The organism is Ruegeria sp. AM5, from assembly GCF_056540645.1.
Map to the genome: position 1 here is coordinate 13,340 of NZ_JBQFXC010000016.1, position 25,766 is coordinate 39,105.

Annotated in this window: 27 protein-coding genes; 20 read left to right on the top strand and 7 right to left on the bottom strand. The window is 57.3% G+C overall.

Annotated features, from left to right (window positions below):
• Genes ACR0AH_RS19850 through ACR0AH_RS19860 form a run of 3 tightly spaced genes read left to right on the top strand, consistent with a single transcriptional unit; the run spans position 1 to position 3,776 of the window.
• Positions 1–1,095, top strand: coding sequence for a microcin C ABC transporter permease YejB (locus ACR0AH_RS19850; RefSeq protein WP_170398655.1), 1,095 nt, complete (start codon positions 1–3; stop codon positions 1,093–1,095).
• Positions 1,096–2,202 (top strand): ABC transporter permease, encoded by a 1,107-nt coding sequence (locus ACR0AH_RS19855; protein ID WP_170398652.1) that lies wholly within the window; start codon positions 1,096–1,098, stop codon positions 2,200–2,202. It begins immediately after the preceding gene.
• Positions 2,199–3,776: an ABC transporter ATP-binding protein gene (locus ACR0AH_RS19860; protein ID WP_480593419.1), complete on the top strand. Its 1,578-nt coding sequence runs from the start codon at positions 2,199–2,201 to the stop codon at positions 3,774–3,776. The genes ACR0AH_RS19855 and ACR0AH_RS19860 overlap by 4 nt, the downstream gene beginning before the upstream one ends.
• Positions 3,777–3,798: 22 nt before the next feature.
• Here the strand turns inward: ACR0AH_RS19860 and ACR0AH_RS19865 are convergent, their stop codons facing one another.
• On the bottom strand, positions 3,799–5,724 hold the full coding sequence (locus ACR0AH_RS19865; RefSeq protein WP_480593421.1) for an elongation factor G: 1,926 nt from the start codon (positions 5,722–5,724) through the stop codon (positions 3,799–3,801).
• A 213-nt stretch (positions 5,725–5,937) separates the two neighbouring features.
• Positions 5,938–7,293 carry an oxygen-independent coproporphyrinogen III oxidase gene (gene hemN / locus ACR0AH_RS19870; protein WP_480593423.1) on the bottom strand — a complete coding sequence of 452 codons (1,356 nt, stop codon included), beginning with the start codon at positions 7,291–7,293 and terminating at the stop codon, positions 5,938–5,940.
• A 61-nt stretch (positions 7,294–7,354) separates the two neighbouring features.
• On the opposite strand from hemN, the gene fnrL reads away from it, so the two are divergent.
• Together fnrL and ACR0AH_RS19880 are read left to right on the top strand one after the other, a co-directional pair.
• Positions 7,355–8,098, top strand: a complete 744-nt coding sequence (gene fnrL, locus ACR0AH_RS19875; protein ID WP_170406526.1) for a transcriptional regulator FnrL — start codon at positions 7,355–7,357, stop codon at positions 8,096–8,098.
• 39 nt (positions 8,099–8,137) lie between these two features.
• The gene (locus ACR0AH_RS19880) at positions 8,138–8,392 is read left to right on the top strand and encodes a GlsB/YeaQ/YmgE family stress response membrane protein (protein ID WP_170398637.1); all 255 of its coding nucleotides are present in this window, start codon (positions 8,138–8,140) and stop codon (positions 8,390–8,392) included.
• 42 nt (positions 8,393–8,434) lie between these two features.
• Here the strand turns inward: ACR0AH_RS19880 and ACR0AH_RS19885 are convergent, their stop codons facing one another.
• Positions 8,435–9,274 carry a universal stress protein gene (locus tag ACR0AH_RS19885; protein WP_170398633.1) on the bottom strand — a complete coding sequence of 280 codons (840 nt, stop codon included), beginning with the start codon at positions 9,272–9,274 and terminating at the stop codon, positions 8,435–8,437.
• 192 nt (positions 9,275–9,466) lie between these two features.
• Here ACR0AH_RS19885 and ccoN point away from each other — a divergent pair, with 192 nt between their 5' ends.
• Genes ccoN through ccoP form a run of 4 tightly spaced genes read left to right on the top strand, consistent with a single transcriptional unit; the run spans position 9,467 to position 12,901 of the window.
• Entirely contained in the window at positions 9,467–11,074 is a 1,608-nt protein-coding gene (gene ccoN, locus ACR0AH_RS19890) for a cytochrome-c oxidase, cbb3-type subunit I (RefSeq protein WP_170398630.1), read from the top strand.
• Between the two features lie 14 nt (positions 11,075–11,088).
• Positions 11,089–11,817: a cytochrome-c oxidase, cbb3-type subunit II gene (gene ccoO / locus ACR0AH_RS19895; RefSeq protein WP_170398627.1), complete on the top strand. Its 729-nt coding sequence runs from the start codon at positions 11,089–11,091 to the stop codon at positions 11,815–11,817.
• An 11-nt stretch (positions 11,818–11,828) separates the two neighbouring features.
• Positions 11,829–12,041 carry a cbb3-type cytochrome c oxidase subunit 3 gene (locus tag ACR0AH_RS19900; protein ID WP_170398624.1) on the top strand — a complete coding sequence of 71 codons (213 nt, stop codon included), beginning with the start codon at positions 11,829–11,831 and terminating at the stop codon, positions 12,039–12,041.
• Entirely contained in the window at positions 12,038–12,901 is an 864-nt protein-coding gene (gene ccoP / locus ACR0AH_RS19905) for a cytochrome-c oxidase, cbb3-type subunit III (protein WP_170732475.1), read from the top strand. Before ACR0AH_RS19900 ends, ccoP begins: the two co-directional genes overlap by 4 nt.
• 151 nt (positions 12,902–13,052) lie before the next feature.
• Here the strand turns inward: ccoP and ACR0AH_RS19910 are convergent, their stop codons facing one another.
• Positions 13,053–13,211 carry a hypothetical protein gene (locus tag ACR0AH_RS19910; protein WP_480593425.1) on the bottom strand — a complete coding sequence of 53 codons (159 nt, stop codon included), beginning with the start codon at positions 13,209–13,211 and terminating at the stop codon, positions 13,053–13,055.
• A 101-nt stretch (positions 13,212–13,312) separates the two neighbouring features.
• Between ACR0AH_RS19910 and ACR0AH_RS19915 the strand changes: the two genes are divergently transcribed.
• The 7 genes from ACR0AH_RS19915 to nusG all read left to right on the top strand — a co-directional run bounded on the left by ACR0AH_RS19915 (position 13,313) and on the right by nusG (position 19,539).
• The gene (locus ACR0AH_RS19915) at positions 13,313–14,191 is read left to right on the top strand and encodes a LysR family transcriptional regulator (protein WP_170406517.1); all 879 of its coding nucleotides are present in this window, start codon (positions 13,313–13,315) and stop codon (positions 14,189–14,191) included.
• A 111-nt stretch (positions 14,192–14,302) separates the two neighbouring features.
• A complete protein-coding gene (gene ccoG, locus ACR0AH_RS19920; protein WP_170398610.1) occupies positions 14,303–15,730 on the top strand; it encodes a cytochrome c oxidase accessory protein CcoG in 1,428 nt (475 codons plus the stop codon).
• A gap of 2 nt (positions 15,731–15,732) precedes the next feature.
• Positions 15,733–16,191: a FixH family protein gene (locus ACR0AH_RS19925; protein WP_170406514.1), complete on the top strand. Its 459-nt coding sequence runs from the start codon at positions 15,733–15,735 to the stop codon at positions 16,189–16,191.
• A 2-nt stretch (positions 16,192–16,193) separates the two neighbouring features.
• Entirely contained in the window at positions 16,194–18,371 is a 2,178-nt protein-coding gene (locus tag ACR0AH_RS19930) for a heavy metal translocating P-type ATPase (RefSeq protein WP_170514696.1), read from the top strand.
• A gap of 5 nt (positions 18,372–18,376) precedes the next feature.
• Positions 18,377–18,535 (top strand): cbb3-type cytochrome oxidase assembly protein CcoS, encoded by a 159-nt coding sequence (gene ccoS, locus ACR0AH_RS19935; RefSeq protein ID WP_074737762.1) that lies wholly within the window; start codon positions 18,377–18,379, stop codon positions 18,533–18,535.
• An 80-nt stretch (positions 18,536–18,615) separates the two neighbouring features.
• On the top strand, positions 18,616–18,813 hold the full coding sequence (secE, locus tag ACR0AH_RS19940) for a preprotein translocase subunit SecE (protein WP_170398600.1): 198 nt from the start codon (positions 18,616–18,618) through the stop codon (positions 18,811–18,813).
• Positions 18,814–19,005: 192 nt separating this feature from the next.
• Complete coding sequence (gene nusG, locus ACR0AH_RS19945; protein WP_152459924.1) at positions 19,006–19,539, top strand: transcription termination/antitermination protein NusG; 534 nt, start codon at positions 19,006–19,008, stop codon at positions 19,537–19,539.
• Positions 19,540–19,586: 47 nt separating this feature from the next.
• On the opposite strand, the gene ACR0AH_RS19950 is transcribed toward nusG, so the two are convergent.
• Both ACR0AH_RS19950 and ACR0AH_RS19955 read right to left on the bottom strand, forming a co-directional pair.
• On the bottom strand, positions 19,587–20,774 hold the full coding sequence (locus ACR0AH_RS19950) for an adenylate/guanylate cyclase domain-containing protein (RefSeq protein ID WP_170732468.1): 1,188 nt from the start codon (positions 20,772–20,774) through the stop codon (positions 19,587–19,589).
• A gap of 95 nt (positions 20,775–20,869) precedes the next feature.
• The gene (locus ACR0AH_RS19955; protein WP_170398593.1) at positions 20,870–22,111 is read right to left on the bottom strand and encodes a peptidoglycan-binding domain-containing protein; all 1,242 of its coding nucleotides are present in this window, start codon (positions 22,109–22,111) and stop codon (positions 20,870–20,872) included.
• Positions 22,112–22,492: 381 nt separating this feature from the next.
• Between ACR0AH_RS19955 and rplK the strand changes: the two genes are divergently transcribed.
• Positions 22,493–22,942, top strand: coding sequence for a 50S ribosomal protein L11 (rplK, locus tag ACR0AH_RS19960; RefSeq protein WP_010440985.1), 450 nt, complete (start codon positions 22,493–22,495; stop codon positions 22,940–22,942).
• A 1-nt stretch (position 22,943) separates the two neighbouring features.
• Positions 22,944–23,642: a 50S ribosomal protein L1 gene (gene rplA, locus ACR0AH_RS19965; protein WP_010440987.1), complete on the top strand. Its 699-nt coding sequence runs from the start codon at positions 22,944–22,946 to the stop codon at positions 23,640–23,642.
• A gap of 239 nt (positions 23,643–23,881) precedes the next feature.
• On the opposite strand, the gene ACR0AH_RS19970 is transcribed toward rplA, so the two are convergent.
• Complete coding sequence (locus tag ACR0AH_RS19970; protein ID WP_480439580.1) at positions 23,882–24,031, bottom strand: hypothetical protein; 150 nt, start codon at positions 24,029–24,031, stop codon at positions 23,882–23,884.
• 11 nt (positions 24,032–24,042) lie between these two features.
• Between ACR0AH_RS19970 and ACR0AH_RS19975 the strand changes: the two genes are divergently transcribed.
• Together ACR0AH_RS19975 and ACR0AH_RS19980 are read left to right on the top strand one after the other, a co-directional pair.
• A complete protein-coding gene (locus tag ACR0AH_RS19975) occupies positions 24,043–24,615 on the top strand; it encodes a class I SAM-dependent methyltransferase (RefSeq protein WP_480593435.1) in 573 nt (190 codons plus the stop codon).
• On the top strand, positions 24,612–25,532 hold the full coding sequence (locus tag ACR0AH_RS19980; protein WP_480593428.1) for a hypothetical protein: 921 nt from the start codon (positions 24,612–24,614) through the stop codon (positions 25,530–25,532). Before ACR0AH_RS19975 ends, ACR0AH_RS19980 begins: the two co-directional genes overlap by 4 nt.
• The last annotated feature ends 234 nt before the right edge of the window (positions 25,533–25,766 follow it).

Sequence of the window (25,766 nt, forward strand, 5' to 3'; positions counted from 1 at the left end):
ATGGGCGCCTATATCCTAAGACGCCTGTTGCTGGTCATTCCGACCCTTCTGGGCATCATGATCGTCAACTTCACGCTGGTGCAGTTCGTGCCCGGTGGTCCCATTGAACAGATCATCGCGCAGATCGAAGGGCAGGGCGACGTCTTTGCTGGGTTCGCTGGTGGTGGCGATGCCGGAGCCGGGGCCGAGCCCGCAGGTGGTGCCTTTGATGACAAATACGTCGGTGCGCGTGGCCTTCCGCCCGAATTCATCGCTGAACTGGAAAAAGAGTTTGGCTTCGACAAACCGCCACTGGAACGCTTTCTAGGCATGATGGGCAACTACCTGACGCTGGATTTTGGCGAGAGCTATTTCCGCTCGATCAGTGTGATTGATCTGGTTCTGGAAAAGATGCCGGTGTCTATTTCGCTGGGTCTGTGGTCGACGCTGATCGCCTATCTGGTGTCGATCCCGCTGGGTATCCGCAAGGCGATCAAGGACGGGTCGAGCTTTGATACTTGGACCAGCGGTGCGATCATCGTGGCCTATGCTATCCCCGGTTTCCTGTTTGCCATTCTGCTGCTGGTGTTGTTCGCCGGTGGCTCTTACTGGCAGATTTTCCCGCTACGGGGTTTGACTTCGGACAACTGGGACAGCCTCAGCCTGTTTGGAAAGATTACTGACTATTTCTGGCACATCGCTTTGCCGATAATCGCGCTGACCATCTCGGCCTTTGCAACGCTGACGCTGCTAACCAAGAACTCGTTTCTGGATGAGATCAAGAAGCAGTACGTGATGACCGCTCGCGCCAAGGGTTTGAGTGAAAGTAAGGTGCTGTATGGTCATGTCTTCCGCAACGCGATGCTGATCGTGATTGCAGGTTTCCCTGCTGTATTCATTGGTGTGTTCTTCGGTGGATCGATCATCATTGAAACCATTTTCTCGCTCGATGGTCTTGGGCGTCTGGGCTTTGAGGCCGCAGTGGCGCGCGACTATCCGGTAATTTTTGGTACGCTTTTCATATTTGGCCTGATGGGGCTGGTCGTCGGCATTATCAGCGATCTGATGTATGTGCTCGTTGACCCGCGTATCGATTTCGAAAAGCGGGAGGGGTAAATGGCACTCTCCCCTCTCAATCAGCGCCGTTGGCGCAACTTCCGGCGCAATGGCAGGGCGTTCTGGTCGCTGATCATCTTCTCGGTGTTGTTCGGCCTATCGCTGTTTGCCGAGTTCATCGCCAACGACAAACCGATCCTGGTAAAGTACCGGGGTGAAATCTACACGCCTGTCTTCAACTTTTACGCCGAGACTGAGTTCGGCGGTGATTTCCAGACCGAGGCGATCTATCGCGACCCCGAGGTCATGTGCCTGATCGATAGCGGCGGATTGGATCAGTGCTTCGACGACCCCGAAGGTATTATCGACGAAATCAAGGCGGGCACGTTCGAAGCGGATGGGTTTGAGCGAGGCTGGGCCATCTGGCCTCCAATCCCGTATTCCTTCAACACCAGCGTGGACCGCCCGGGCGCTGCACCGCTGCCGCCCAATGGTCAGAATCTGCTCGGCACTGACGACACCAAGCGAGATGTGCTAGCTCGTGTCATCTATGGCTTCCGCCTGTCGATCCTGTTCACTTTACTCGTCACCGGTGTGGCCAGTTTGATCGGCATTTTTGCTGGGGCCATTCAGGGGTTCTTTGGCGGTTGGCTGGATCTGATCTTCCAACGTATTATCGAGATCTGGTCGGCGACACCCTCGCTTTATGTCATTATCATCATGTTCGCGATTCTTGGGCGAAGTTTCTGGCTCTTGGTGATTCTGATGATCCTGTTCAGTTGGACCGGACTGGTGGGCGTCGTGCGCGCTGAATTCCTGCGGGCACGAAATTTGGAGTATGTCCGTGCCGCGCGGGCGCTGGGCGTGGGTAACATGACGATCATGTTTCGCCACATGCTGCCTAATGCGATGGTCGCCACGCTGACCTTCATGCCGTTCATCGTGACCGGAACCATCGGTGGGCTGGCTTCGCTGGATTTCCTTGGCTTCGGTTTGCCGTCTTCAGCACCGTCGCTTGGAGAGTTGACTTTGCAGGCGAAACAGAACCTTCAGGCACCGTGGCTGGCCTTCACTGCCTTCTTCACCTTTGCCATCATGCTGTCGCTGTTGGTCTTCATTTTTGAAGGCGTCCGCGATGCGTTTGATCCCAGAAAGACCTTCTCATGAGCCTTTTGGATGTGAACAACCTCAAGGTCTCGTTCCGGCAGGACGGGCAGGTGAGTGCGGCAGTCAAAGGCGTGTCCTTTACCGTCGACCGCGGTGAAACGGTGGCTTTGGTGGGCGAATCCGGTTCGGGCAAATCCGTGACGGCGTTGAGCACTGTGTCGCTGCTGGGTGATAGCGCAATTGTCGAAGGCTCAGTCACCTATGGCGGTCAAGAGATGATTGGCGCGTCCGAAGACAGGTTGATGGACGTGCGCGGCAACGACATTAGTTTCATCTTTCAGGAGCCGATGACCTCGCTCAATCCATTGCACACGATCCAGAAACAGATGGCGGAATCGCTGGCTCTGCATCAGGGCGTTACCGGCGATGAGGCGCGGGAACGGATTGTAGAACTGCTGACCAAGGTCGGCATCCGAGACCCCGAGGAGCGGCTGGACAGCTATCCGCACCAGTTGTCCGGCGGGCAGCGTCAACGCGTGATGATCGCGATGGCGTTGGCGAACAAGCCGGACATTTTAATCGCGGATGAGCCGACAACGGCGCTGGACGTCACCATCCAGGCGCAGATTCTGGAGTTGCTGGCCGAACTGCAAAAGTCCGAGAACATGGGGATGTTGTTCATCACCCATGACCTTGGCATCGTCCGCCGCATCGCCGACCGGGTTTGCGTGATGAAGGACGGTGAAATTGTCGAAGCCGGAGTGACAACGGAGATTTTCGACAACCCGCAACACCCCTATACTCGCAAGCTTCTGGAGGCCGAGCCGTCCGGGCACCCCGACCCGGTGGCCCCGGATGCCGAAGAGGTAGCCCGCACCGATCACCTGAAAGTCTGGTTCCCGATCCAGCGCGGTTTCCTGAAACGGACCGTAGGCTATGTGAAGGCCGTCAACGACGCGACCCTCAGCGTCCGTGCCGGGGAAACGCTTGGGATCGTGGGGGAGAGCGGCTCGGGCAAGACGACGCTGGCGCTGGCGATCATGCGTCTGATCGCGTCCGAGGGCGGGATCACTTTCCGCGACCAGAATGTGCGCCGCTGGTCAACGCGCGAGTTGCGGCGGTTGCGCAAGGACATGCAGATCGTATTTCAGGATCCGTTCGGCAGCCTCAGCCCGCGGATGACCTGCATGCAAATCATCGCCGAGGGGCTGGCCATCCATAAGGTCGATCCTCATCGCGCCCCGCGCGATCTGGTGGCCGAAGTGATGAACGAGGTCGGATTGGACCCCTCTGCGATGGACCGCTATCCGCATGAGTTTTCCGGCGGGCAACGCCAGCGGATCGCCATCGCCCGCGCCATGGTGTTGCGGCCCAAGCTGCTGGTTCTGGACGAGCCTACAAGTGCGCTGGACATGACCGTGCAGGTGCAGATCGTTGACCTGCTGCGTGAGCTGCAAAGGAAATACGGGCTGGCCTATCTGTTCATCAGTCACGATCTGAAGGTCGTGCGCGCGATGTCCCACAACGTGATCGTCATGCGAAACGGCGATGTCGTCGAGATGGGCGCTGCCGAAGATTTGTTCGAACACGCTCAGACCGACTATACCCGCGAGCTGATTGCGGCGGCGAGCTGACACGCACCCCGCGCCTTTGATGTCAGGCTATTTCCTTGTTTTTGGCTGACGCGGGAACGGGGCCGCGCAGCTCTTCATAGTGATCGAATTGTAGTTTGACCCAACCGGTCCCGCGGGTAGCACTGGCAAGTGTGCGGTGCAGTTCATCCTCGGCCACGGCGGGGAGTGTCGCATTGAAGATTTCCCAGCCTGAGGCGTTGGGGTTGCCTTCAAACCCAAGAACCTGCCCCTGCAGCGAGCTGATCGTCGGGACAAGATCGCCGACGAAGGTTGAGGGCAGATGGATTTCGGCGTTCAGGATAGGTTGCAGGACGACGGGCTTCGCCTCTGGCAACGCTTCGCGCACGGCATTCTTGCCTGCAGTGCGGAAAGCATAATCCGAACTGTCCACGTTATGGTGTTTGCCGTCGCTGAGTGTCACCTTGACGTCCACAACTGGGAAGCCTTCAGGCCCCTCAACCAGTGCGTCCTTGGCCCCATGTTCAACCGAAGGAATGTAGTTCCGGGGTACGGCCCCGCCTTTGACCACTTCTTCGAACTGAAACCCCGAGCCGCGCGGCAGCGGCGCGATTGAGATCACCACATCAGCGAATTGACCTGCACCGCCGGATTGCTTGCGGTGGCGATGGCGATGATCGACCTTTGTGCGGATGGTCTCGCGATAGGCGGTTCCGGCGGCTTCGGCCTCAATCTCGATGCCAAAATCCTCGGCGAGTTTGGCGGTCACGCGGCGCATGTGCTGCGGGCCTTGTGAGCCCAGAATAGAATGACCGCTCAACTCGTCTTGCTCCAGGTGCAGGCCGGGGTCGATCTCAACCAGCCGGGTCAACGCATTCGACAGGCGCACGTCGTCTCGCTCATGCGCAGGCGATACGACCTGACGATGCGCGGCAGGATGGGATGAGGCCCATTCCGGCAACGGCGTTGCCGCCGCGCTGTCATAGATGAAGCTAGGATTAAGGTGGTCGGATTTGACAGCAAGGCCAATATGTCCGGCTTCAAGCGCGCTGATCTGGGTCTTGGCGTCCAAGGTTGTCAGATTTCCAACAGTTTCGCCACCAAGGGGTTCATGAGCTTTCACGCCGTCGCCCAGACCGCGCAATACGGTGATCTTGCCGATATGCTTCTTCACATCCGCAAAGCCAGCAATGGCACGGGCGTTTTCTTCGGCCTCATCCCGGTCAGCTGCAATGTTGAATTCCGGTGCTTCATGACGCAGCGCTTTCATCAAGCGGGTCAGACCGTTGCCATGGCTCGCGGCACCTAGGCAGGCCGGGATAAGCTGATGGTTCTGCAAGACCTGTGCGGCCAGCTCGTAGACCTCGTCGCTTGGGGGCTGTTTGTCCTCAATCAGTTGCTCCAGCAGATTGTCATCGAAATCCGATAGGGTCTCCAACAACTCGGTGCGTGCTTCCTGTTCGCGGTCTTCCGCTGATTGCGGTAGCTCGATCAGGGCCGAGGGCTGCCCCTCCTGATACTTCCAGGCGCGTTCCGAGATCAGATCGACTGCGCCGATAATGGTGTCTCCGTCCCGGATCGGCACCTGCCGCAGAGCGATGTGGTGGGTGCAATAGGTCTGCAGTGCAGCAACGATGTCGCGGATGCGACCGTTGGGGCTGTCCATGCGGTTGATGAATAAAAAACAGGGAATGCCGGCCTCTTCGACCAACCTTAGATACGGGGCACACAGAACGGCGGCATCGGGGTCAGGTGGGACAACCACAACTGCTGCGTCCGAGATCGCCATGGCTGGGCCGACATAGGCCAGCGCATCGCCGCCTCCGTCTACGTCCACCGCGCACCACGGTTCGTTTAAATAAGAAAAACCGTGCAGATGCACGGTTCCGGCAACATCGAATGTGGTGGGCCGCCCGTCGAGGCGGCTGATCGCTTCGACCAAGGTGGATTTGCCCGATTGGCTGGGGCCGAGGACGGTGAAAACGCGCATGAGTGCTGTCCCTCTTTCAGGTTGCAGTATGGCTGCACGAAAAGGGCTGTCGAACGCATGCGCGTCGGCAAGAACTGTCTGCGTTTGCCTGCCTCAGGCTGTGAAGAGGTGGGTCTCTCCACCCCTTGAGTGTGGAGAAAACCGAAGGCATGCGTCAAGCCCCCGTGCCGGTTTGCAAGGGAAGGTCGCGAAAAACGACCTGCCGAAGAGTGTTCAGATCGCGGAACTATGCCCAGCCTTACTCAGATCATACGTGTCAAAGCTGCGCGCGATCATGCGGGTCAGCGCACGTGCTTCGGGCGGTATGAACAATCCGTTTTCATCCACGCGTAGCAACCCGTCGAAGGCCGCGTTTGCCGTTGCGTACATTTGCTGCAGTTCCGCAGTTGAAATATCATAATCGCGCAGAATCTCGGTCGAGTTGATCTGGAAATCGCACATCAATGCTTCGATCAGACGCGACCGTAGAACATCCTGACCTTTGAACAAATGCCCGCGCGACGTCGAGAACCGCCCTTCGCGTATGGCCTTCGTATGAGCCGAGGTTGCCGGTGCGTTCTGCGCATATCCTTGCGGGAAGCGTGAGATCGAGCTGGCACCCAAGCCAATCAGAATAGGAGCCTGATCGTCCGTGTAGCCTTGGAAATTCCGTTTCAATCGACCAGCGCGCAGCGCATGGGTCAGCCCATCGTCCTGCGTCGCGAAGTGGTCAATCCCGATCTCGGCATAATTGTCCCATAGGAACAGTCGCCGGGCGGTTTCAAAAAGTTCCAGTCGCTGTTCCGGTGTGGGCAGGGCATCTGATGGAATCAACTGCTGGCGCTTGGCCATCCACGGCACATGCGCGTAGCCATAGAGTGCGACCCGGTCAGGGTTCAGCGACAACAGCTTTTGCACACTTTCGGTCATGCGCGCCTTGGTCTGGTGGGGCAGGCCATAAAGGATGTCCGCATTCAGGCTGGATATACCACGCGCGCGGATCATCTCGGCAGCTTCGCGGGTGGTGTCATAGCTTTGAATGCGACCGATGGTTTTCTGGATTTCGTCGTCAAAATCCTGAACACCGATCGATGCGCGGTTCATCCCGGCTTCGGCCAGTGCATCCAGCCGGGCTTCGTCGATCTCATTCGGATCGATCTCGACCGAAAATTCAGCGTCCGGGCCTAATGGCACGATTTCGAGGATTCGCGCGGCCAAGTCACGCATCAGATCTGCATTCAACAGCGTCGGCGTACCGCCGCCCCAGTGCAGCCGCGACAATGTAACACCCTCTGGCAGGCGTGCAGCCAGCAAATCCAGCTCGGCCTTTAGCACGTCGACATAGGCGATGACCGGGTTATCCGTCTGGGTGCCTTGTGTCCGGCAGGCGCAAAACCAGCACAGCCGACGGCAGAAGGGTACGTGGATGTAAAGCGAGATTGAACTGCCCGGAGCAATCCCGGAAATCCAGTCGCTAAACAGATCGGCCCCGACGTCATTGCTGAAGTGGGGTGCGGTGGGATAGCTTGTGTAACGCGGTACTTTCGCGTCAAAAAGTCCAAGCCGTGCCAGTTGAGGTTTCAGTGTCATAAAGATATGACTATAGCTGGAGGGCCCAGGGTACTTTGACCGAAATCAAATGGAAGCGCGAATGACACTCAAGGCCCAATTCGACCACACCAATTGCGCAGAATGCCCGATCCGGCATCGTGCGGTGTGCGCGCATTGCGAAAAGGACGAGCTGGAAGAGCTTGAGAACATCAAGTACTACCGCAGCTTTGAGGCGGGGCAGACGATCATCTGGTCCGGCGATCCGATGAATTTTGTCGGCTCGGTCGTGTCGGGAATCGCGTCTTTGACACAGACGATGGAGGATGGGCGCAGGCAAATGGTCGGCCTGCTGCTGCCCAGCGATTTTGTGGGTCGCCCTGGACGAGACAACGCGCCATACGACGTGGTGGCGACCACCGATCTGATGATGTGTTGTTTCCGCAAAAAGCCGTTCGAGGACATGATGATCACGACGCCGCACATCTCGCAGCGCCTGCTGGAAATGACGTTGGACGAATTGGATGCGGCCCGTGAGTGGATGCTGGTGCTTGGGCGCAAGACGGCGCGGGAAAAGATTGCCAGCCTGCTTTCGATCATCGCGCGCCGGGACGCATCGATTCATCAAGCCGGAATGGTAGCTCCGATTGTCTTTGACCTGCCACTGACGCGCGAGGCGATGGCCGACTATCTTGGGCTGACCCTGGAAACTGTCAGCCGGCAGATTTCCGCCTTGAAGAAAGATCAGGTCATTACTCTGGAAGGTAAACGCCATGTAACAATCCCCGATATGGGGCGCCTAATGGAAGAGGCGGGCGACGATACCGATGGCGGGTTTCTGGTCTGATGCCTCAGCCCGCCGCCCTCGAACAATTGGGAGTCCCTTATGGAATTTAGCGGTTTACTCGCCATGCTGTTCATCGGCGCGATAGCTGGCTGGCTGTCGGGGAAAATCATGGAAGGGCGTGGGTTCGGCCTGATCGGGAATATTATAGTCGGGATTGTCGGTGCGTTTCTGGCGGGTACGATCTTTCCCGCCCTGGGCTTTGCGGTTGGCGGAGGGCTCATCTCTTCGATCTTCTTTGCCACTATCGGCGCGGTGATCCTGCTGTTCCTGATCGGCCTGATCCGCAAGACATAAAGCCGCACCAGAGACGGGCGGCTTTTGCGTTTGTTGGCGTCGTCAGTGGGCCAGAAACACGGGGATTTCTGATTGCTCCAGCATATTGCGGGTCGCACCGCCCAAAATGGCCTCGCGAAAGCGCGAATGGCCATAGGCCCCCATAACGATCATATCGGCCTCGGTATCGGCAGCGTGGCGATTGAGGATGTCCGAGACGCGCGTCATGGTCTTGCTGAGCACGTCGATTTCGCACTTCACCCCATGTCGCGCCAGCATCTGAGATAGCAGACCGCCCGGGTCCGATCGATCCGGCCCATGACGCGGTGGATCAATCACAACAATCCGTGTGAGTTCGGCCTGCTTCAAGAATGGCAACGCGCGACGGATGGCGCGCATCGCTTCGACGCTTTCGTTCCAGCCCACCATGACGGTTTTTGGGGCCGAAATCGGTTTGTTATCATCGGGCACTAACAGCACCGGCGAATGGCCTTCGAACATGGCGGCCTCGACGATGGGTTCAGCTTCTGCGTCGCGGTCTTTTCCATAAGGTCGCGGCAATACCACGAGATCCGAAAAGCGCGCGCGACGTGCGACATGTCGCCCGAGATCAGCGATCTGCGCTACCCCGTTTTCAGCGGACCAGCGCACGCCCGACTTACCCAGATAATCCTGAGCGTAGGCGAGTATCTCGTCCGCCTCGGCATTGGCGCGGCTCAGGGTCTCCTGCAGGATCAAAGCGTTTGCACCGGCATAATAATAACCGGTCTGACTGCGATCGACGCCAAGACACAACGCTTCGACATGGGCGTCCTGCCCTTCTGCCAATGCCACCATTTGTGCCAGTGCGTTCTGAGAAAGCTTGGTTTCCGTCATGACCGTAAGAAGAGATTTAAATGCCATGTCGACCTCATGTTTCCGGCGCTGTCCGTTGCCAGCGCGTGTCTGTTTCTGCAAAATACCTCTCACAGAAAACAGGGGCTTGTCTTGATGCAGATCAAAGCGTCAAAGGCGACCTCGCTGCATTACAGCATGCAGTCAAAAAGGTTTCGCGTGACACGAAGAATCGCGCGAGGCATGGCAAAGGGACGCAATATGTCAAATTACATCAAGCTGATCGTGCTTGGGCTGGTGGTGCTGTTCGCTGCCATCGGCTCTAACTACGCACGGGATTTGGCGTATCAGGTGCACGCGATTCTGGTGATGTTGATCGCCGGCGGTCTGTTCATCTGGACGCTTAGAAACACGGAAGAGCCAGATATCCTCGTCGACCGCTCTGGTGAGTATATGGATGACGTGATCCGCTACGGCGTGATCGCAACCGCATTCTGGGGGGTAGTCGGGTTCCTGGCAGGGACTTTTATTGCGTTCCAGCTAGCCTTTCCGGCGCTGAACTTCGAATGGGCGCAGGGCTATCTTAATTTCGGGCGTCTGCGGCCTTTGCATACATCGGCGGTTATCTTTGCCTTTGGCGGTAACGCGTTGATCGCAACTTCGTTCTATGTCGTACAGCGCACCAGCGCTGCGCGACTTTGGGGTGGAAACCTGGCATGGTTCGTGTTCTGGGGCTATCAGCTGTTCATCGTGCTTGCGGCAACCGGTTATATACTTGGTGGAACGCAGTCGAAAGAATATGCCGAACCTGAATGGTACGTTGACCTGTGGCTGACCGTTGTCTGGGTTGCCTACCTGGCTGTTTATCTGGGCACGATCATCAAGCGGAAAGAGCCGCACATCTACGTGGCAAACTGGTTCTATCTGGCCTTTATCGTGACTGTCGCCATGCTGCACCTGGTCAACAACATGACCATCCCGGTCAGCATCTGGGGATCGAAATCGGTCATCGTCTGGTCTGGTGTTCAGGATGCCATGATCCAGTGGTGGTATGGCCACAACGCCGTGGGCTTCTTCCTGACTGCCGGTTTCCTGGGTATGATGTACTACTTCATCCCGAAACAGGCTGAGCGTCCAGTATTCAGCTACAAGCTGTCGATCATCCACTTCTGGGCGCTGATCTTCCTGTATATCTGGGCCGGTCCGCACCACCTGCACTATACCGCGCTGCCTGATTGGGCCTCGACCCTTGGCATGGTATTCTCGGTGATCCTATGGATGCCTTCGTGGGGTGGTATGATAAACGGTCTGATGACCCTGTCGGGTGCATGGGACAAACTACGCACTGACCCAGTGATCCGGATGATGGTGATTTCGGTCGGCTTCTACGGCATGTCCACGTTCGAGGGTCCGATGATGTCGATCCGCGCTGTGAACAGCCTCAGCCACTACACCGACTGGACTATCGGTCACGTACACTCGGGCGCGCTGGGCTGGAACGGTATGATCACCTTTGGTGCTCTTTACTTCCTGGTCCCTGTTCTGTGGAAGCGTGAGCGTCTTTACTCGCTGCAGCTGGTCAGCTGGCACTTCTGGCTCGCCACCATTGGCATCGTTCTCTACGCGGCGTCGATGTGGGTCACCGGTATCATGGAAGGCCTGATGTGGCGTGAAGTGGACGCCAACGGCTTCTTGGTGAATTCGTTCGCTGACACCGTTGCCGCGAAGTTCCCGATGTATGTGGTGCGTGCGCTAGGTGGCGTGATGTTCGTCGCTGGCTCGCTGATCATGTGCTACAACCTGTGGATGACTGTACGGAAAGCGCCGGCCAAAGAGGCCAGCCTGACCGTCGCGGTCCCGGCTGAATAAGGAGGGCCGGAGCAATGGCAATTCTCGACAAACACAAGATCCTCGAGACCAACGCGACCCTCCTGCTGATCTTCAGCTTTCTGGTCGTGACCATCGGTGGCATCGTACAGATCGCGCCCCTGTTCTATCTTGAGAACACCATCGAGAAGGTGGAGGGCATGCGCCCTTACACCCCTCTCGAACTGGCGGGGCGTGAGGTTTATCTGCGCGAAGGCTGCTATGTTTGCCACAGCCAGATGATCCGCCCGATGCGTGATGAGGTTGAACGCTATGGCCACTACTCGCTGGCGGCTGAATCCATGTATGATCATCCGTTCCAATGGGGGTCCAAACGCACCGGGCCGGATATTGCCCGCGTCGGGGGCCGGTATTCGGATCAATGGCAGGTGGACCACCTGCGCGATCCACAATCGGTGGTGCCGGAATCAGTGATGCCGAAATACGGCTTCCTTGAGGATCGTAAGCTAGACGGCAAGTATATCGGTGACATCATGGCGGCAAATGCCGTGGTCGGCACCCCGTATACCGACGAGATGCTTGAACAGGCGCAGGCCGATTTTCGGGCGCAGGCCGATCCGGACAGCGATTATGATGGATTGTTGGAACGCTATGGCGACAAGGTCAATGTGCGTAACTTTGACGGTCAGCCCGAGCTGACTGAAATGGATGCGTTGGTTGCTTACCTCCAGATGCTGGGCACGCTGGTCGATTTCTCGACCTTCACCCCGGACGCAAGCCGTTAAAGGAGGGTGTGATGGAACTATACACAATTCTAAGGCAGTTCGCGGATAGCTGGATGTTGCTGCTCCTGTTCTCGTTTTTTATTGGCATCATCATCTGGGTTTTCCGCCCTGGTGCCAGCAAGGAATACAAGGACACCGCCAACATCCCGTTCCGGCACGCTGATGCCCCAGCGCCCCGTCGGGGCGACGACAAACCCGCCACATCCAAGGAGGCGCGGCAATGAGTAAGACACCTGAAAAACAGCCGGGCGATCCTAACACCACGGGTCACAGCTGGGACGGAATCGAGGAATTCGATAATCCGATGCCACGCTGGTGGCTTTGGACCTTTTACGCGACCATCATTTGGGGCGTGATCTACACGATCATGTATCCCGCATGGCCCTTGGTTCAATCGGCAACCGCCGGTGTGCTGGGTTGGTCCTCGCGCGAGCTGGTGCAGCAGGAAATGGTCGCGTTCGAAGAAGCGAATGCGCCGTGGAATGCCAAGTTGGTGGAAACGCCGCTGGAAGAAATCTCGGCCGACGCGGAGCTGCAACAATACGCAGTTAACTCTGGTGGCGCTGTGTTCCGAACCTGGTGTGCGCAGTGCCACGGATCGGGCGCGCAGGGTGCGCCGGGTTTCCCGAACCTGCTGGATGATGCCTGGCTGTGGGGCGGCTCGCTTGAGGATATCGAGTACACCATCGCCTATGGCATCCGGAACGAGGAAAGCGACGACGCGCGCTATTCCGAGATGCCGGCCTTTGGTGAGATCCTCGAAAAGGATGAGATCACTCAAGTGGTTCAATACGTCATGTCCCTGACCAACGCCCAGACCGATGACGCGGCGGCGCAGGCAGGCAAGATTGTGTTCGAAGACAACTGCGCGGCTTGCCACGGTGATGACGGCAAAGGCGACGTTTCCCAGGGTGCGCCGAATCTGACCGATGCGATCTGGCTTTACGGCGGCAGCCAAGAGGCCCTGACCGAGACGGTCACCTACAGCCGCTTTGGCGTGATGCCCCCATGGGAAAATCGCCTGACCGACGCGCAAATCCGCGCCGTGACGGCCTATGTCCACCAGTTGGGTGGCGGTCAGTAAGGGTTAAAAGAACACCTCCGGGCGGTCTCCCGCCCGAAGGTCTAGGCACCGGCTGTTCCATCTGTTCGCGCGTTTCCAGAACAGCCGGTGCCGATTTTCAAACAATAGGGCTGCAATCTCTGCCGGTCCAGATACGGCATTCAAACCAGTATCAAAGATCGTTCAGATTTACATCGCGCGGGCTTTCTCTCCACCAATGATGTTCGGGCAGCCAGCGCCGCTTGCGACGGCCCGGCTTTGGCGCATCGTAGATGTGAGGCGTATTGATGCGTGTCGCGTTCAAAAAAGATCTGGCGAATACGGTCAGCATGGTTTCCCTCCTGTGCAGAGTTGTTTCTGAGCTTTAAGATTGACCTTTCGCACGCCGAATGCGACTCAATTACCATTTCAATGTGTAAGTAGGGTTTACATATGGACTGGCTATCACTGCCGCCGTTGGCCTCTCTCAGGGCCTTTGCGGCCTTCGCTGAGAAGCGAAGTGTTGTCGAGGCCGGTGCTGCGCTCAATGTTAGCCACGCTGCAATCAGTCAGCAGCTTCGCGCGCTCGAGAAACATCTGGGCGCGGCTCTGCTGGACCGAACGGGCAAAGCGCTGACACTTACCGCGGAAGGTGAGCATCTGGCCCGTGCCCTGCAGCTTGGATTTGGTGCGATCGAGGCTGCTGTGGGTGATCTGGCTCGCTCGGCTCAGGACCGCCCGGTTCATGTGTCGCTGACATCTTCCTTCGCTGCATCTTGGCTGATGCCGCGACTGCCGAGTTTCCGCGCGACGCATCCCGACGTAAACCTGATCCTCGATCCAACCTTTGAGGTGGTCGAGCTGCAACCGGGTGGGGTGGATGTGGCAATCCGTTATGGCGCTGGCGGTTGGCCAGGGGTGGAGTGTGAGATGTTGTTGCAGACGCCGATGGTCATCGTCGCCTCACCCACACTATTGGGTAACAAGACCGATTGGTCCCCGGCAGAACTTGCGCAGTTGCCGTGGCTTGAGGAAATTGGCACGACTGAGGGGACAAAATGGCTGACTGAGCGAGGTGTCGGACCCGAACGCGGCGCGGGGCGTACGCAGCTTCCCGGTAACCTGCTGCTGGATGGTTTGCGGTCTGGGCAAGGGGTCACCGTCACTGTGCGACAATTCGTCGAAGCGGACATCAAAGCGGGCCGCATCGTCGAACTGTTCGCCGAGCCGGATACGCGCGGGTATCATATAGTTACGCAAAAACAAGCTCTTAGGCGATCCGTGAAAATCTTCATCAACTGGCTGAGGCGCGAAGCGCGAAGCCAGCAGTAATTCACGCGTCTAAAGGTGTCTGCTCGATGCGCGTTTTGACCCATGTCAAAGTCCCTTGCCTCGTGATCTGGAAGAACACACACTCAGAATAGCCAGTTGCGGAGCCAGCCTGTGAGCGATTCCAATCCCACCCCCAGTCTCTACGCCGCCAGAGAGCCGATTTTCCCGAGACGTGTGTCCGGCCCGTTTCGCAATTTGAAATGGATCATCATGGCGGTGACGCTGGGCATTTACTATGTGACGCCTTGGATCAGGTGGGATCGCGGGCCAAGCCTTCCGGATCAGGCCGTTCTTCTGGATCTGGCGAACCGCCGATTCTATTTCTTCTGGATCGAGATTTGGCCGCACGAGTTCTATTTTGTCGCTGGGCTGCTGATCATGGCAGGATTGGGTCTGTTCCTGTTCACCTCGGCGCTTGGGCGGGTCTGGTGCGGATATGCCTGCCCGCAGACGGTTTGGACGGACCTGTATATCCTTGTCGAGCGCTGGATCGAGGGCGACCGTAATGCGCGCCTGCGTCTGCACAGGCAGAAAAAGCTGGATTTCCGCAAGGCGCGGCTGCGCCTGACCAAGTGGGTCGCTTGGTTCTTCATCGGGCTCGCAACTGGTGGCGCCTGGGTTTTCTATTTTGCGGATGCACCAACTCTGGCGCGTGATCTGGTCACCGGAAACGCGCATCCAGTGGCCTATACGACGATGCTGATTCTGACCGGCACCACATTTTTCTTCGGTGGCTTTGCACGCGAACAAATCTGCATCTATGCCTGCCCATGGCCGCGCATTCAGGCCGCGATGATGGACGAGGATACCCTGGTCGTCGGATATCGCGAATGGCGGGGTGAACCACGCGGCAAAGGCAAACGTACGGCTGACAGCGAGCTGGGCGATTGCATCGATTGTATGGCTTGCGTCAATGTCTGTCCGGTAGGGATCGACATTCGAGACGGTCAGCAACTGGAATGCATTACCTGTGCGCTTTGCATCGACGCCTGCGATGACATGATGGCCAAGATAGGCAAGCCCCGTGGTCTGATCGATTATATGGCGCTGAGTGATGAGGCCCGCGAACGCGAAGGTCAGCCACCCAAAAACGTTTGGAAACACATCCTGCGTCCGCGCACGATCCTGTACACGGCGCTATGGTCACTGGTCGGATTTGCATTGCTCTTTGCGCTGTTCATTCGTTCGGATATCGATTTGACGGTTGCGCCGGTGCGGAATCCGACTTTCGTTACCCTTTCAGATGGCACGATCCGTAACACCTATGATGTACGCCTGCGCAACAAACATGGCGAGGATCGGCCATTCAAACTGACGATTGCTGGCGATCCTTCGCTGCAGATTGAAATCGAAGGTGTTGAAGGCGAGACTGTTAATGTTACCGCAGATACGGCACAATTGACCCGCGTCTATATCACCGCTCCGCAGGGTACCGCCCCTGCAGCGGCTGACAGCACCTCGGTTCGCATCTGGGTCGAAGATCTGGAAAGTGGTGAGCGGGCCTACAAGGATACCAGTTTCAACGGACGAGGAAGCTGAGAATGGCAGAACGTCAATTCACAGGCAAACACGCATTGGCGGTATTTGTCGCGGCCTTTGGCGTGATCATCACGGTGAACCTCGTCTTGGCTTATAGTGCAATCAAGACCTTTCCGGGGCTTGAGGTGAAGAACTCTTATGTAGCCAGCCAGGAGTTCAATGAACGTTTGAAGGAACAGCAGGCCCTGGGTTGGAACATCAAGGCCGAGCTGACCGGAGGGCTGCTGGTGCTATACATAACCGATCAGACCGGTTCCCCTGTTGAAGTGGCAGATCTGCAGGCCGTGGTGGGGCGCGCCACCCATGTGAAGGAAGACTTCTCGCCGGACTTTACTTTTGATGGCATCGCCTATGCCGCTCCGGCTGCCCTGGGCGAAGGGAACTGGAACATTCGCCTTGTGGCCAAAGCAAAAGATGGTGCCGAGTTCGCGCAACGTGTGCCCCTGTATGTGAAAGGTTAGAGATGGTTGCGCAAGCCACTCCATCTCGGGCAGCCTGTCCTGGCTGCATCGCAGCCCCGGCGGAAGCGGCGCGGCCAATCCCAGAGGATGTGCAGATCGCGCTGTCGCTGCCGGGCATCCACTGCTCGGCCTGCATCTCTACGGTCGAGCGTGAGTTGAATGCCCATCCCGGCGTTGAAGACGCGCGGGTCAATCTCACGCTGAAACGCGCGATGATCAAGGCGGCACCGGATACGCGCGCCGATGATCTGATCCCGGTGTTGGAGCGCGCTGGCTTTGAAGCCCACGAACTGGATCCGGGTGCGCTTTCGGCTACGCAAACCGATAAGGCCGGGCGCGATCTGCTGATGCGGTTGGCAGTGGCGGGTTTTGCTTCGATGAACGTGATGCTGTTATCGGTGTCGGTCTGGTCCGGCGCCACCGATGCGACGCGCGACATGTTCCATTGGATATCGGCGGCGATTGCGCTGCCTGCAATCGCATTCTCGGCCCAGCCTTTCTTTTCCAACGCCTGGAGCGCGCTGCGCGTACGCCGGTTGAATATGGATGTGCCGATTGTTTTGGCGATACTGCTGGCTCTGGTCACGTCGCTTTGGGAAACTGCACTCAGCGGTGAACATGCTTATTTCGACGCGGCTTTGACCCTGACATTCTTCCTGCTAGCGGGCAGGTATTTGGACTATCGCACCCGTGCCGCGGCACGTTCGGCTGCCGAAGAACTAACCGCGCTGGAGGTCCCGCGCGCCATCCGGCTAGTGGATGGGACCGAAGCGGAAGTGGCGGTGGCGAGCCTTAACGTGGGTGATCTGATTCTGGTGCGCCCCGGAGGGCGTATGCCAGTGGATGGCGAAATCATCTCGGGCCAGTCCGAGTTGGACCGGTCGCTGCTGACCGGGGAAACCCTCCCGGTCTTTGCCGAGGCCGGGCTGAACGTCAGTGCTGGTGAGGTTAACCTGACCGGCCCTCTGACAATCCGTGCGACGGCAGTCGGGGAAGATACCTCGCTGCACCGTATGGCGGATCTGGTAGCCATCGCTGAATCGGGCCGATCACGGTATACCTCGCTGGCAGACAAGGCGGCCAAGCTTTATGCGCCGGGGGTGCATATACTGTCCGCGCTCAGCTTCTTAGGATGGTATATTTATTCGGGCGATATCCGGACGGCGCTGAATATCGCTGCGGCGGTTTTGATCATCACATGTCCCTGCGCGCTGGGCTTGGCAGTGCCGGCGGTAACCACTGCAGCATCAGGCCGATTGTTCCGCAGTGGCATGCTGATCAAACACGCGACCGCGTTAGAACGGTTGGCCGAAGTGGATACTGTGGTGTTCGACAAGACCGGAACCCTCACATCCGGTGCGCCTGAGTTGACCAACCTTGGTGATCATTCGCGTAGCGATTTGCAAGTGGCTCTGGCATTAGCCGAAGCGTCTTCGCACCCGTTGTCGCTTGCCCTTGCAAAGGCTGCGCGTGAGGCCGGGATCAAGCCTGCCGCATTGCGCGACGTGGTTGAGGTGCCGGGCTATGGCACCGAAGGCGTTTACCGTGATCAGCAGGTCCGGCTGGGTCGAGCGGCCTGGGTCGGCGGCGAATATGGTGAGCAGACCGCAGCCTGGCTCGCAATCGGATCGCGGACGCCATCGCGCTTTACTTTTACCGACAGTCTGCGCGCAGGCGCTGCCGAGGCGGTCGCGGCTTTCCGTGCGGCAGGCAAAGACGTCATCCTGATTTCCGGCGATACGGAAGGCGCGGTTCAGGCCTTGGCGGGCAAGCTTGGCATTGAGAACTGGATCGCCCAGGCCTTGCCTCAAGACAAAGCTGCCAAAGTGCAGGAACTAAGCGATCAGGGTCGGCACGTTCTGATGGTCGGCGATGGGCTGAACGATACGGCGGCATTGGCGGCGGCGCATGTCTCGATTTCTCCGGCCAGCGCCTTGGATGCCGCGCGGGTGGCGTCGGATATCGTGCTACTGGGCAATGATCTGTCCCCAATCGCTGAGGCTTGCGATACAGCCGTCAGGGCGACGCGTCGGATTCGCGAGAATTTCCGGATCGCCACTGTCTATAACATCATCGCGGTCCCGCTGGCCGTTGCCGGGTTGGCGACACCCCTTATTGCGGCATTGGCGATGTCGACCTCGTCGATTACTGTTTCGCTGAACGCCTTGCGGCTGAGGTAACTCTGATGGAAGTGCTTGCCTATCTGATCCCGATTTCCCTGCTTTTGGGCGGGGTTGGCTTGGTTGCGTTTATCTACACGGTCCGCTCGAACCAGTATGAGGATCCGGAAGGCGATGCGCGCCGTATCCTAAGCGACGAATGGGATGACAAGCCCAAGCCCTGACAGAGGCGTCAACAGCCCTTGAAATTGCCGCAATGCCCGGCTATGTCCGGCCCATCCGCTAGAAGAGAGATTGTAGCCTCATGGCAACCTTAAACCCGATCCAGTTCATTCAGCAGGTCCGCGCAGAAGTCGCAAAGGTCGTCTGGCCGACCCGTCGTGAGGTTCTGTTGACCACGGTCATGGTGTTCATCATGGCGGCGCTGACGGCTGTGTTCTTTGCTCTGGTTGATCTGGGCATTCGCGGCGGTCTGCAACTGGTACTCGGCGCGTTTAGCTAAGCCGGTTTGGGCAAGCTGAAACGCGACTGCCCCCTTGCACAGCTTGCGATGTCAGAGTAGGTGACATGACTATTCGGAATGGGCGTGCGGCGAATCGGGCTGCGCGCCGCTTTTTATTCCGGGTGACGCAATAGGATTTCAACGAAGGGCGCGATGCGTCGCAGCCCAAAGGCAAACAAGGACGACAGGTTCATGGCGAAACGGTGGTATTCGGTCAGCGTTCTTTCGAATTTCGAAAAGAAGATCGCAGAGCAGATCCGCACGTCGGTGGCTGAGCAGGGCCTTGAAGACGATATCGACGAGGTACTGGTGCCCACCGAAGAGGTGATCGAAGTGCGCCGGGGCAAGAAGGTCACCACCGAACGTCGCTTTATGCCGGGTTACGTGCTGGTACACATGGAAATGTCGGATCAGGGCTATCACCTGATCAACTCGATCAATCGCGTTACCGGCTTCCTGGGCCCTCAGGGTCGCCCGATGCCGATGCGCGACGCCGAGGTGAACCAGATCCTCAACCGCGTTCAGGAAGGTGAAGAAGCGCCCAAGCTGATGATCAGCTTCGAGGTCGGCGAGAAGGTCAAGGTCAACGACGGCCCGTTCGAGGATTTCGACGGCATGGTCGAAGGTGTGGACGACGAGAACCAGAAACTGAAAGTTTCGGTTTCGATCTTTGGCCGCGAAACACCGGTCGAGCTGGACTTTACGCAGGTCACCAAGCAGAGCTGATTGGTTTCCATCGTACCATCGTTTGGGGTGCCTTATGGGCACCCTTTTTACGTTTGGGGCGTGCTCATCTGCCAGACAGTTTGATCCTCACCAAAACCTTTAAGTGATACAGTTCCGACCGGTTCGCAGAGTGTCGGGAGAAATGCTGCGGCTGTATCCGAAAGGACATGGTCGCAATCCAAGTCTGTGGCCGCCGCTACAAGTCTAGCCGCCAAATTGACGTCTGGACCGATGGCCGTGAAATCCAGCCGGTCCCCGCCACCTACATTGCCATAATGGAAGCGACCGTGATGAATTGCAGTGCGCACGCCTAGCTTTTGCTGAAAATCGGCCTCGGCCAGCGACGCCACACCCTCGCGCACCGCTGCGATGGCGGCCTGAATCTGCACCTTTGGCGGAAGATTCGTGCTGGTTGGGAAGATGGCAAAAAAGCCGTCGCCCATGAACTTCAGAATCTCTCCGCCGTGGTCCATGACCGACGGGACAAGGCAATCAAACGTGTCATTCAGCAGCCGGACCAGCGTATCGCCGGAAACCGAATTCGAAAGGCGGGTAAATCCCTTGAGATCCGCAAACAGGATAACGGCCTCGATTTTGCTGCCATCACCGCGATGTACTTTACCGTCCAGAATGTGGGCGCCACTGTTACGGCCGACATAGGTCGACAGAAGGTAGGTCGCGTCGAGCCGCAGCATATAGGTCTCGGTCAGGCGGGCGAGCGGACCGCGAACCCGGCTCAGGATCGCTAGATCACTCTCTGAAAACCCACCGGGCGTGGCACTTGACCAAGTGCAGACATGGGTATCGCCGTTGAGATAGATCAGCGGTTGCGCCAGATAATCGGTGAAGCCCTGCTCGCGCAATTCGCCGACAATGATGTAATCCTCGGGGCAGCTGGGGTCTTCCAGATGGCGGCGGATGGGTTGCTGACGCTCGATCACATGCGGCAGGGGGTTATCGGTGTAGATCGCCTCGGTGAACAATTGAGACGGCGCGTCGACCCGATCAACGCCAGCGTCCGCTTTCCACAGGAAACGTCGACCCATCAGATTGGGATGCAGCGTCCAGATGAACAAACCGAACCGGTCGATGGCGACACCGGCATCCAGCAGACGGGTACAGATACCTTCGATGATATCGACCGCATTTCCAGCTGGACGGGCACCGTCAACCATCCACTCGATCAAAGCGTCGATCTTGTCCTGTTTTGGGATCGGTTCCGGTGGGGTCGGCATAGTGGCACCCTCAAGATAGAACGCCGCGATGCAAACAGACACCGCGGCGTTATTTGTATCAGCCTCGCAGTGGCTGAAACGACTGAGTGCGCGACTTACTGCGCTTGAACCATAGCCGCACGCAACAGTTGCGGGCGGTCGGTCTGGGACGGCAGGAAGACGGCTTGCGAACCGGCATCCAGTGCCGAAAGGCTCGCATCGTACCACTGCATCGCAAGATCGCGACGCTGTTGCACACCAAAGCCTTCGCGCAGGTGGTGGCCGATCAACTCTCCATAGGCAGGCTCACCCATCGCGACTAGCATCAATGCGGAACCGACTGCCGTGTCCATGTTGTCCTGACGGTAGCCCATCGACAGACAGACCTTGCTTGTCGCGGCAAGATCAGCGGGGCTGAGGCCCGAGTCCAGCGCAAGCTTGCGTACCTGGGTTTCAGCTTCTGCCTTCGAGCTGATCGACAGCGCATCAACTTGCGGTGCCAACATTTCACCGTACGAGTCGCATTGTGCGCTTACCTGATCTGGCGTCAGCCCCTGGATATCCGCCATCAGATCTTCGCCACGCGCCATCGCATAGCTGCGAGCAAGGCAGAACTGTTCGCTGAGGGCAAAATCGGCATCCGTCATGTTCGACAACGTCGTGTAGCCGCCATTGGTCGAAGTTTGCAGCATCACACCGCTACACCGATTGGCGAGCGATGGGCCTCCGGTCCCACCGGAAAACAGGCTCGGCAGGCTGGCAGAGGCGGTTTCAGTTGTATTGGCCTCGGGCTCTGGTTCCTGAGCTTGAGGAACCACAACCGGAATCGTGGTTGCTGGGGCTTGTGCTGGTGCCTGAGGGGCGGCAGCCAGGGCAGAGCCGGTTTGTATCTGCCGGCGGTATTCCATCAAAAGCGGTTGGCCTGCGAGTTGAGTGGTCGTCTGACCGCCGCTTGTCGCCCAGTAATAGGCCTGCATCAGGAAGTCGCGCTGATAGGGCTGGAAGTCATAGCCATTCACGGGGTAGCCCATCGAGACCTGATAGCGTTCGATCGCAGACCGTGTGCCACGACCGACTTGACCATCAACGCGACCCGCATTGTAGCCGAAATAGTTGAGCGCGGTCTGGGTTTGCGCCCCTTGTGTGGTCGACGGAATTCCGGGGCGATAGGTGCGTGTTGTTGTTGACCTCGTCCGGGCTTGCTGTTTTCTCTGCTGATCCCGGCCGATAGCGTAGCCGATGACGCCACCAACCACAGCACCGCCCAGTATCTCGCCAGCATCGGCCCGCGCGGTCTGAGGAGAAGACGCCGCAAATGACAGCGCGATGCCAACTGTTATTAATAAACGAATGATCATAATTAACCTCCACCAAAAATACTAATTTCGTCGAGTATAGCACAGCTGCGAGTATTGAGGTGAGGGGGGTGGCGGAAACCCGACCATCCCGCAACCACCGCGCAGATTCTGCATTGATATTAATTTCTTAAGAGTTGTCAGTCGCACCTTGTTAGTAACGATCTGTACGCCGTGAGCGTATAAGACCCACTTGGGGGCTTGATTCGATGTGTGAGAGCAGGGCAGGCCACTTGCCAACCCCGCCGTTCCGCTGTAAGTGCCGCCCCTATCGTCTTCGGGCGAGATTCTCTCGTGGGAGGTTGCTGGGATCGCGATCCCGGATCGGACCACGCAACATAGTCTGGGTGAAACGCGTTTCACCTAAGTTGAAAGGAAAACCAAATGGCCAAGAAGCTTGCTGGTACAATGAAGCTGCAGGTTCCTGCAGGTCAGGCGAACCCGTCGCCGCCAGTTGGTCCGGCGCTGGGTCAGCGCGGCATCAACATCATGGAATTCTGCAAGGCGTTCAACGCCAAGACCGCAGACATGGAGCCCGGCGCCCCGTGCCCGACCGTGATCACCTACTATCAGGACAAGTCCTTCACCATGGACATCAAGACGCCGCCCGCGTCTTACTACCTGAAAAAAGCGGCTGGTCTGAAGCCGGTCGGCAAGCGGAACCGCCCTCGTGGTGCGGAAAACCCAGGTCGTGAGACCGTGGCAACCGTAACCTCGAAGCAGGTTCGTGAAATCGCCGAAGCCAAAATGAAAGATCTGAACGCCAACGACGTCGAAGGCGCAATGCAGATCATCCTGGGCTCGGCCCGCTCAATGGGCATCGAGGTGAAGTAAGATGGCAAAACTCGGTAAACGTACCCGCGCTGCGCGCGAAGCTGTCGCTGGCAAGGAAAACCTGTCGGTCGAAGAAGCTGTTTCCCTGGTCAAAGGCAACGCAACCTCAAAATTCGACGAGACCATCGAGATCGCTCTGAACCTCGGCGTTGACACCCGTCACGCGGACCAGATGGTTCGCGGCGTTGTTGGCCTGCCGAACGGTACCGGCAAAGCGATGCGCGTTGCTGTATTTGCTCGTGGCCCCAAGGCAGACGAAGCGAAAGAAGCGGGCGCAGATATCGTTGGCGCGGAAGACCTGATGGAAACCATTCAGGGCGGCACCATCGAATTTGATCGCTGCATTGCAACCCCGGACATGATGCCGATCGTCGGTCGTCTGGGTAAAGTGCTCGGCCCCCGCAACCTGATGCCGAACCCCAAAGTTGGCACCGTGACCATGGACGTGAAAGCGGCTGTGGAAGCAGCAAAAGGTGGTGAAGTTCAGTTCAAGGCGGAAAAAGGCGGCGTTGTGCACGCCGGCGTTGGCAAAGCGTCCTTCGACGAAGCCAAGCTGGTCGAGAACGTCCGTGCCTTCATCTCGGCTGTTGCGAAGGCCAAACCGTCGGGTGCCAAAGGCACCTATATGAAGAAAATCGCGCTGAGCTCGACCATGGGCCCGGGTGTGACTCTGGACGTGGCGGCTGCTGCGGGCGAATAAGCCTCAGCGTTTAGCTGTGAGAACTTGATCCCGGGTGGTGCGAACTGCCCGGGATTTTTATTGCGTGCCACATGAGAAACAGGCTGTAGCTGTGTGATAGCGTGGTTGCTTGCACATCAATTGAAATCTTGAAGTTTTGCCAATTTCAAACCCGGTTACAGCTAAGCTGACTAAAAAGCAGCGATACGCACAAACATAGATTCACTGCTTCAGCAGCGGTGGCTAAAGAAGCGATTGAACTAGGGGGTGCGGTCTGACACAGTTCCCCCATTGCCGTGTAGTAGCTGTTCGAGAATACCCATCAATGAACCAAAATATTCGTCAGAAATCACTTCCAGAAGATCGACGCGCCTTTTGGGACCAGTTTTATGCGAAATCGGCAGGGTCATGGGAGCTTACCTTGCCGTCGCAATTCGCAGCGTTTGTGGCAAATGAGATTGATCGGCAGTCACATGTCATTGACGTAGGGTGTGGGAATGCCCGTGACAGTTTTTTCTTTTCACGACACGGGTTCAAAGTGACCGGCATGGATGCGTCTGAGGCAGCGATTGCGTCAGCGCAAAAGCATGCACAAAAGCAGGGCGGCGACGATCTTGAATTTGTTCAGACCAATCTCGAAGATGGATTGATTGAGCGTGTGTTGTCCGAGCGACGATCTGAAATCGTTTGCGTTTATGCTCGGTTCTTTTTGCATGCGATCACAGATGATGAAGAAGATGCTCTGATCCGGGCGCTGCGGAGCGAGTGCAGGCCTGGCGATGTCGTAGCGTTCGAATATCGAACGTTGGCGGACCGAGCCACAACGAAAATTGCGGCGCCGCATTTCCGGCGATACGTAAGTGCGACGGATCTGGATTCAAAAATGGAAGCCTCAGAATTCCGAAAGTGTTATGGCGTCGAAGGCAGTGGTTTCGCAAAATATAAAACAGAAGATGCGATCGTCGCCCGCGCGATCTATGAAAAAACACAATGACAGAAGAAGAGTTAATCAAGGAGCTTGCCTCACTTCGAGAGCATGTTTTCACCCATGCTGCGGCACAAACTGCACTACCACGGCCTCGTAAAACGCGCTTGGCTGTCAATTCGCTAAAGGAACCAATAAAGCGCTTGGAAAACCAGGCGCTATTTGATGACTGGGAAGAGACCTATATCCTTCTTTGCTGCCATGGGAGAACAAAGCCTGCCCGGACGCACGGTAGGCTAAAGCACATGGAGACTCGCTATGCGGATCAGGGCAAAGAGGCGCGCTTTGCCTCATTTTTTGAGCGCGTGAAGCAGACGCTACACCCCGATTTCATTACACCGCATGGCTATAACAGAACATTCGGGGAAAAGGCTGGCGATGATATCTTTTCAAAACTTGACGCCGAGCTTGCACCCGTAATTCGTTTGGGGAAGCCGATCATTCTGTACGCTGGCGCTTTGTTGGGTCATGTTCGCGAGGGTGGATTGATTGGTCACGACGATGATGTCGATTTTGCGGTGTATCTGGGTGAGTCAACGCTTGAAGGTGTTGCAGGAAAATGGGCCGAATATCAGCGAGAATTGCTGGAAAGCGATTGCTTGGATGCCAATTCGCTAAAAAACAGCATACCTATATTCAAAGTTAAAAATAACTTGGGTATTGATATCGATCTGTTTCCGGCTTGGACGGAGAACGGGCGCTTTAGCGTGTATCCGTACTCACTTTATGATCTGCCGGAAAGCGCGATTTTCCCGCTTAAATCTCTTAACGGTGGGGAAATCATGCTACCGCAGGACGCGCCCGCATTGCTGGCGCAGAGTTACGGTGAAAATTGGCGGATACCGGACCCGCTGTTTCATTTCGCTTGGCGAAGGGCGCGCCGCAAGTTTGCACCTTTGCTTCAGCACGACTTTAGTATCGGTTGAAAGCACCGCATCATCGTGTCCTCAAGCAACAGTCGCATTTGCGTCACGGGATAAACTGGAGAAATACTTGTCCAGATCAATATGCGGATAGGCGCTATGTCGTGGCTGGGGCGAAGCTATGGTGCGCGCAGCGAAATCCGCAAGCCTTAGTGTCGGCTCGTTTTCTGGAAACCGAGATGCCTCAGAACAGTTTCAACTATGTCGCAGCCCCTGCGCGGGAGGTGCAAGTCGCCT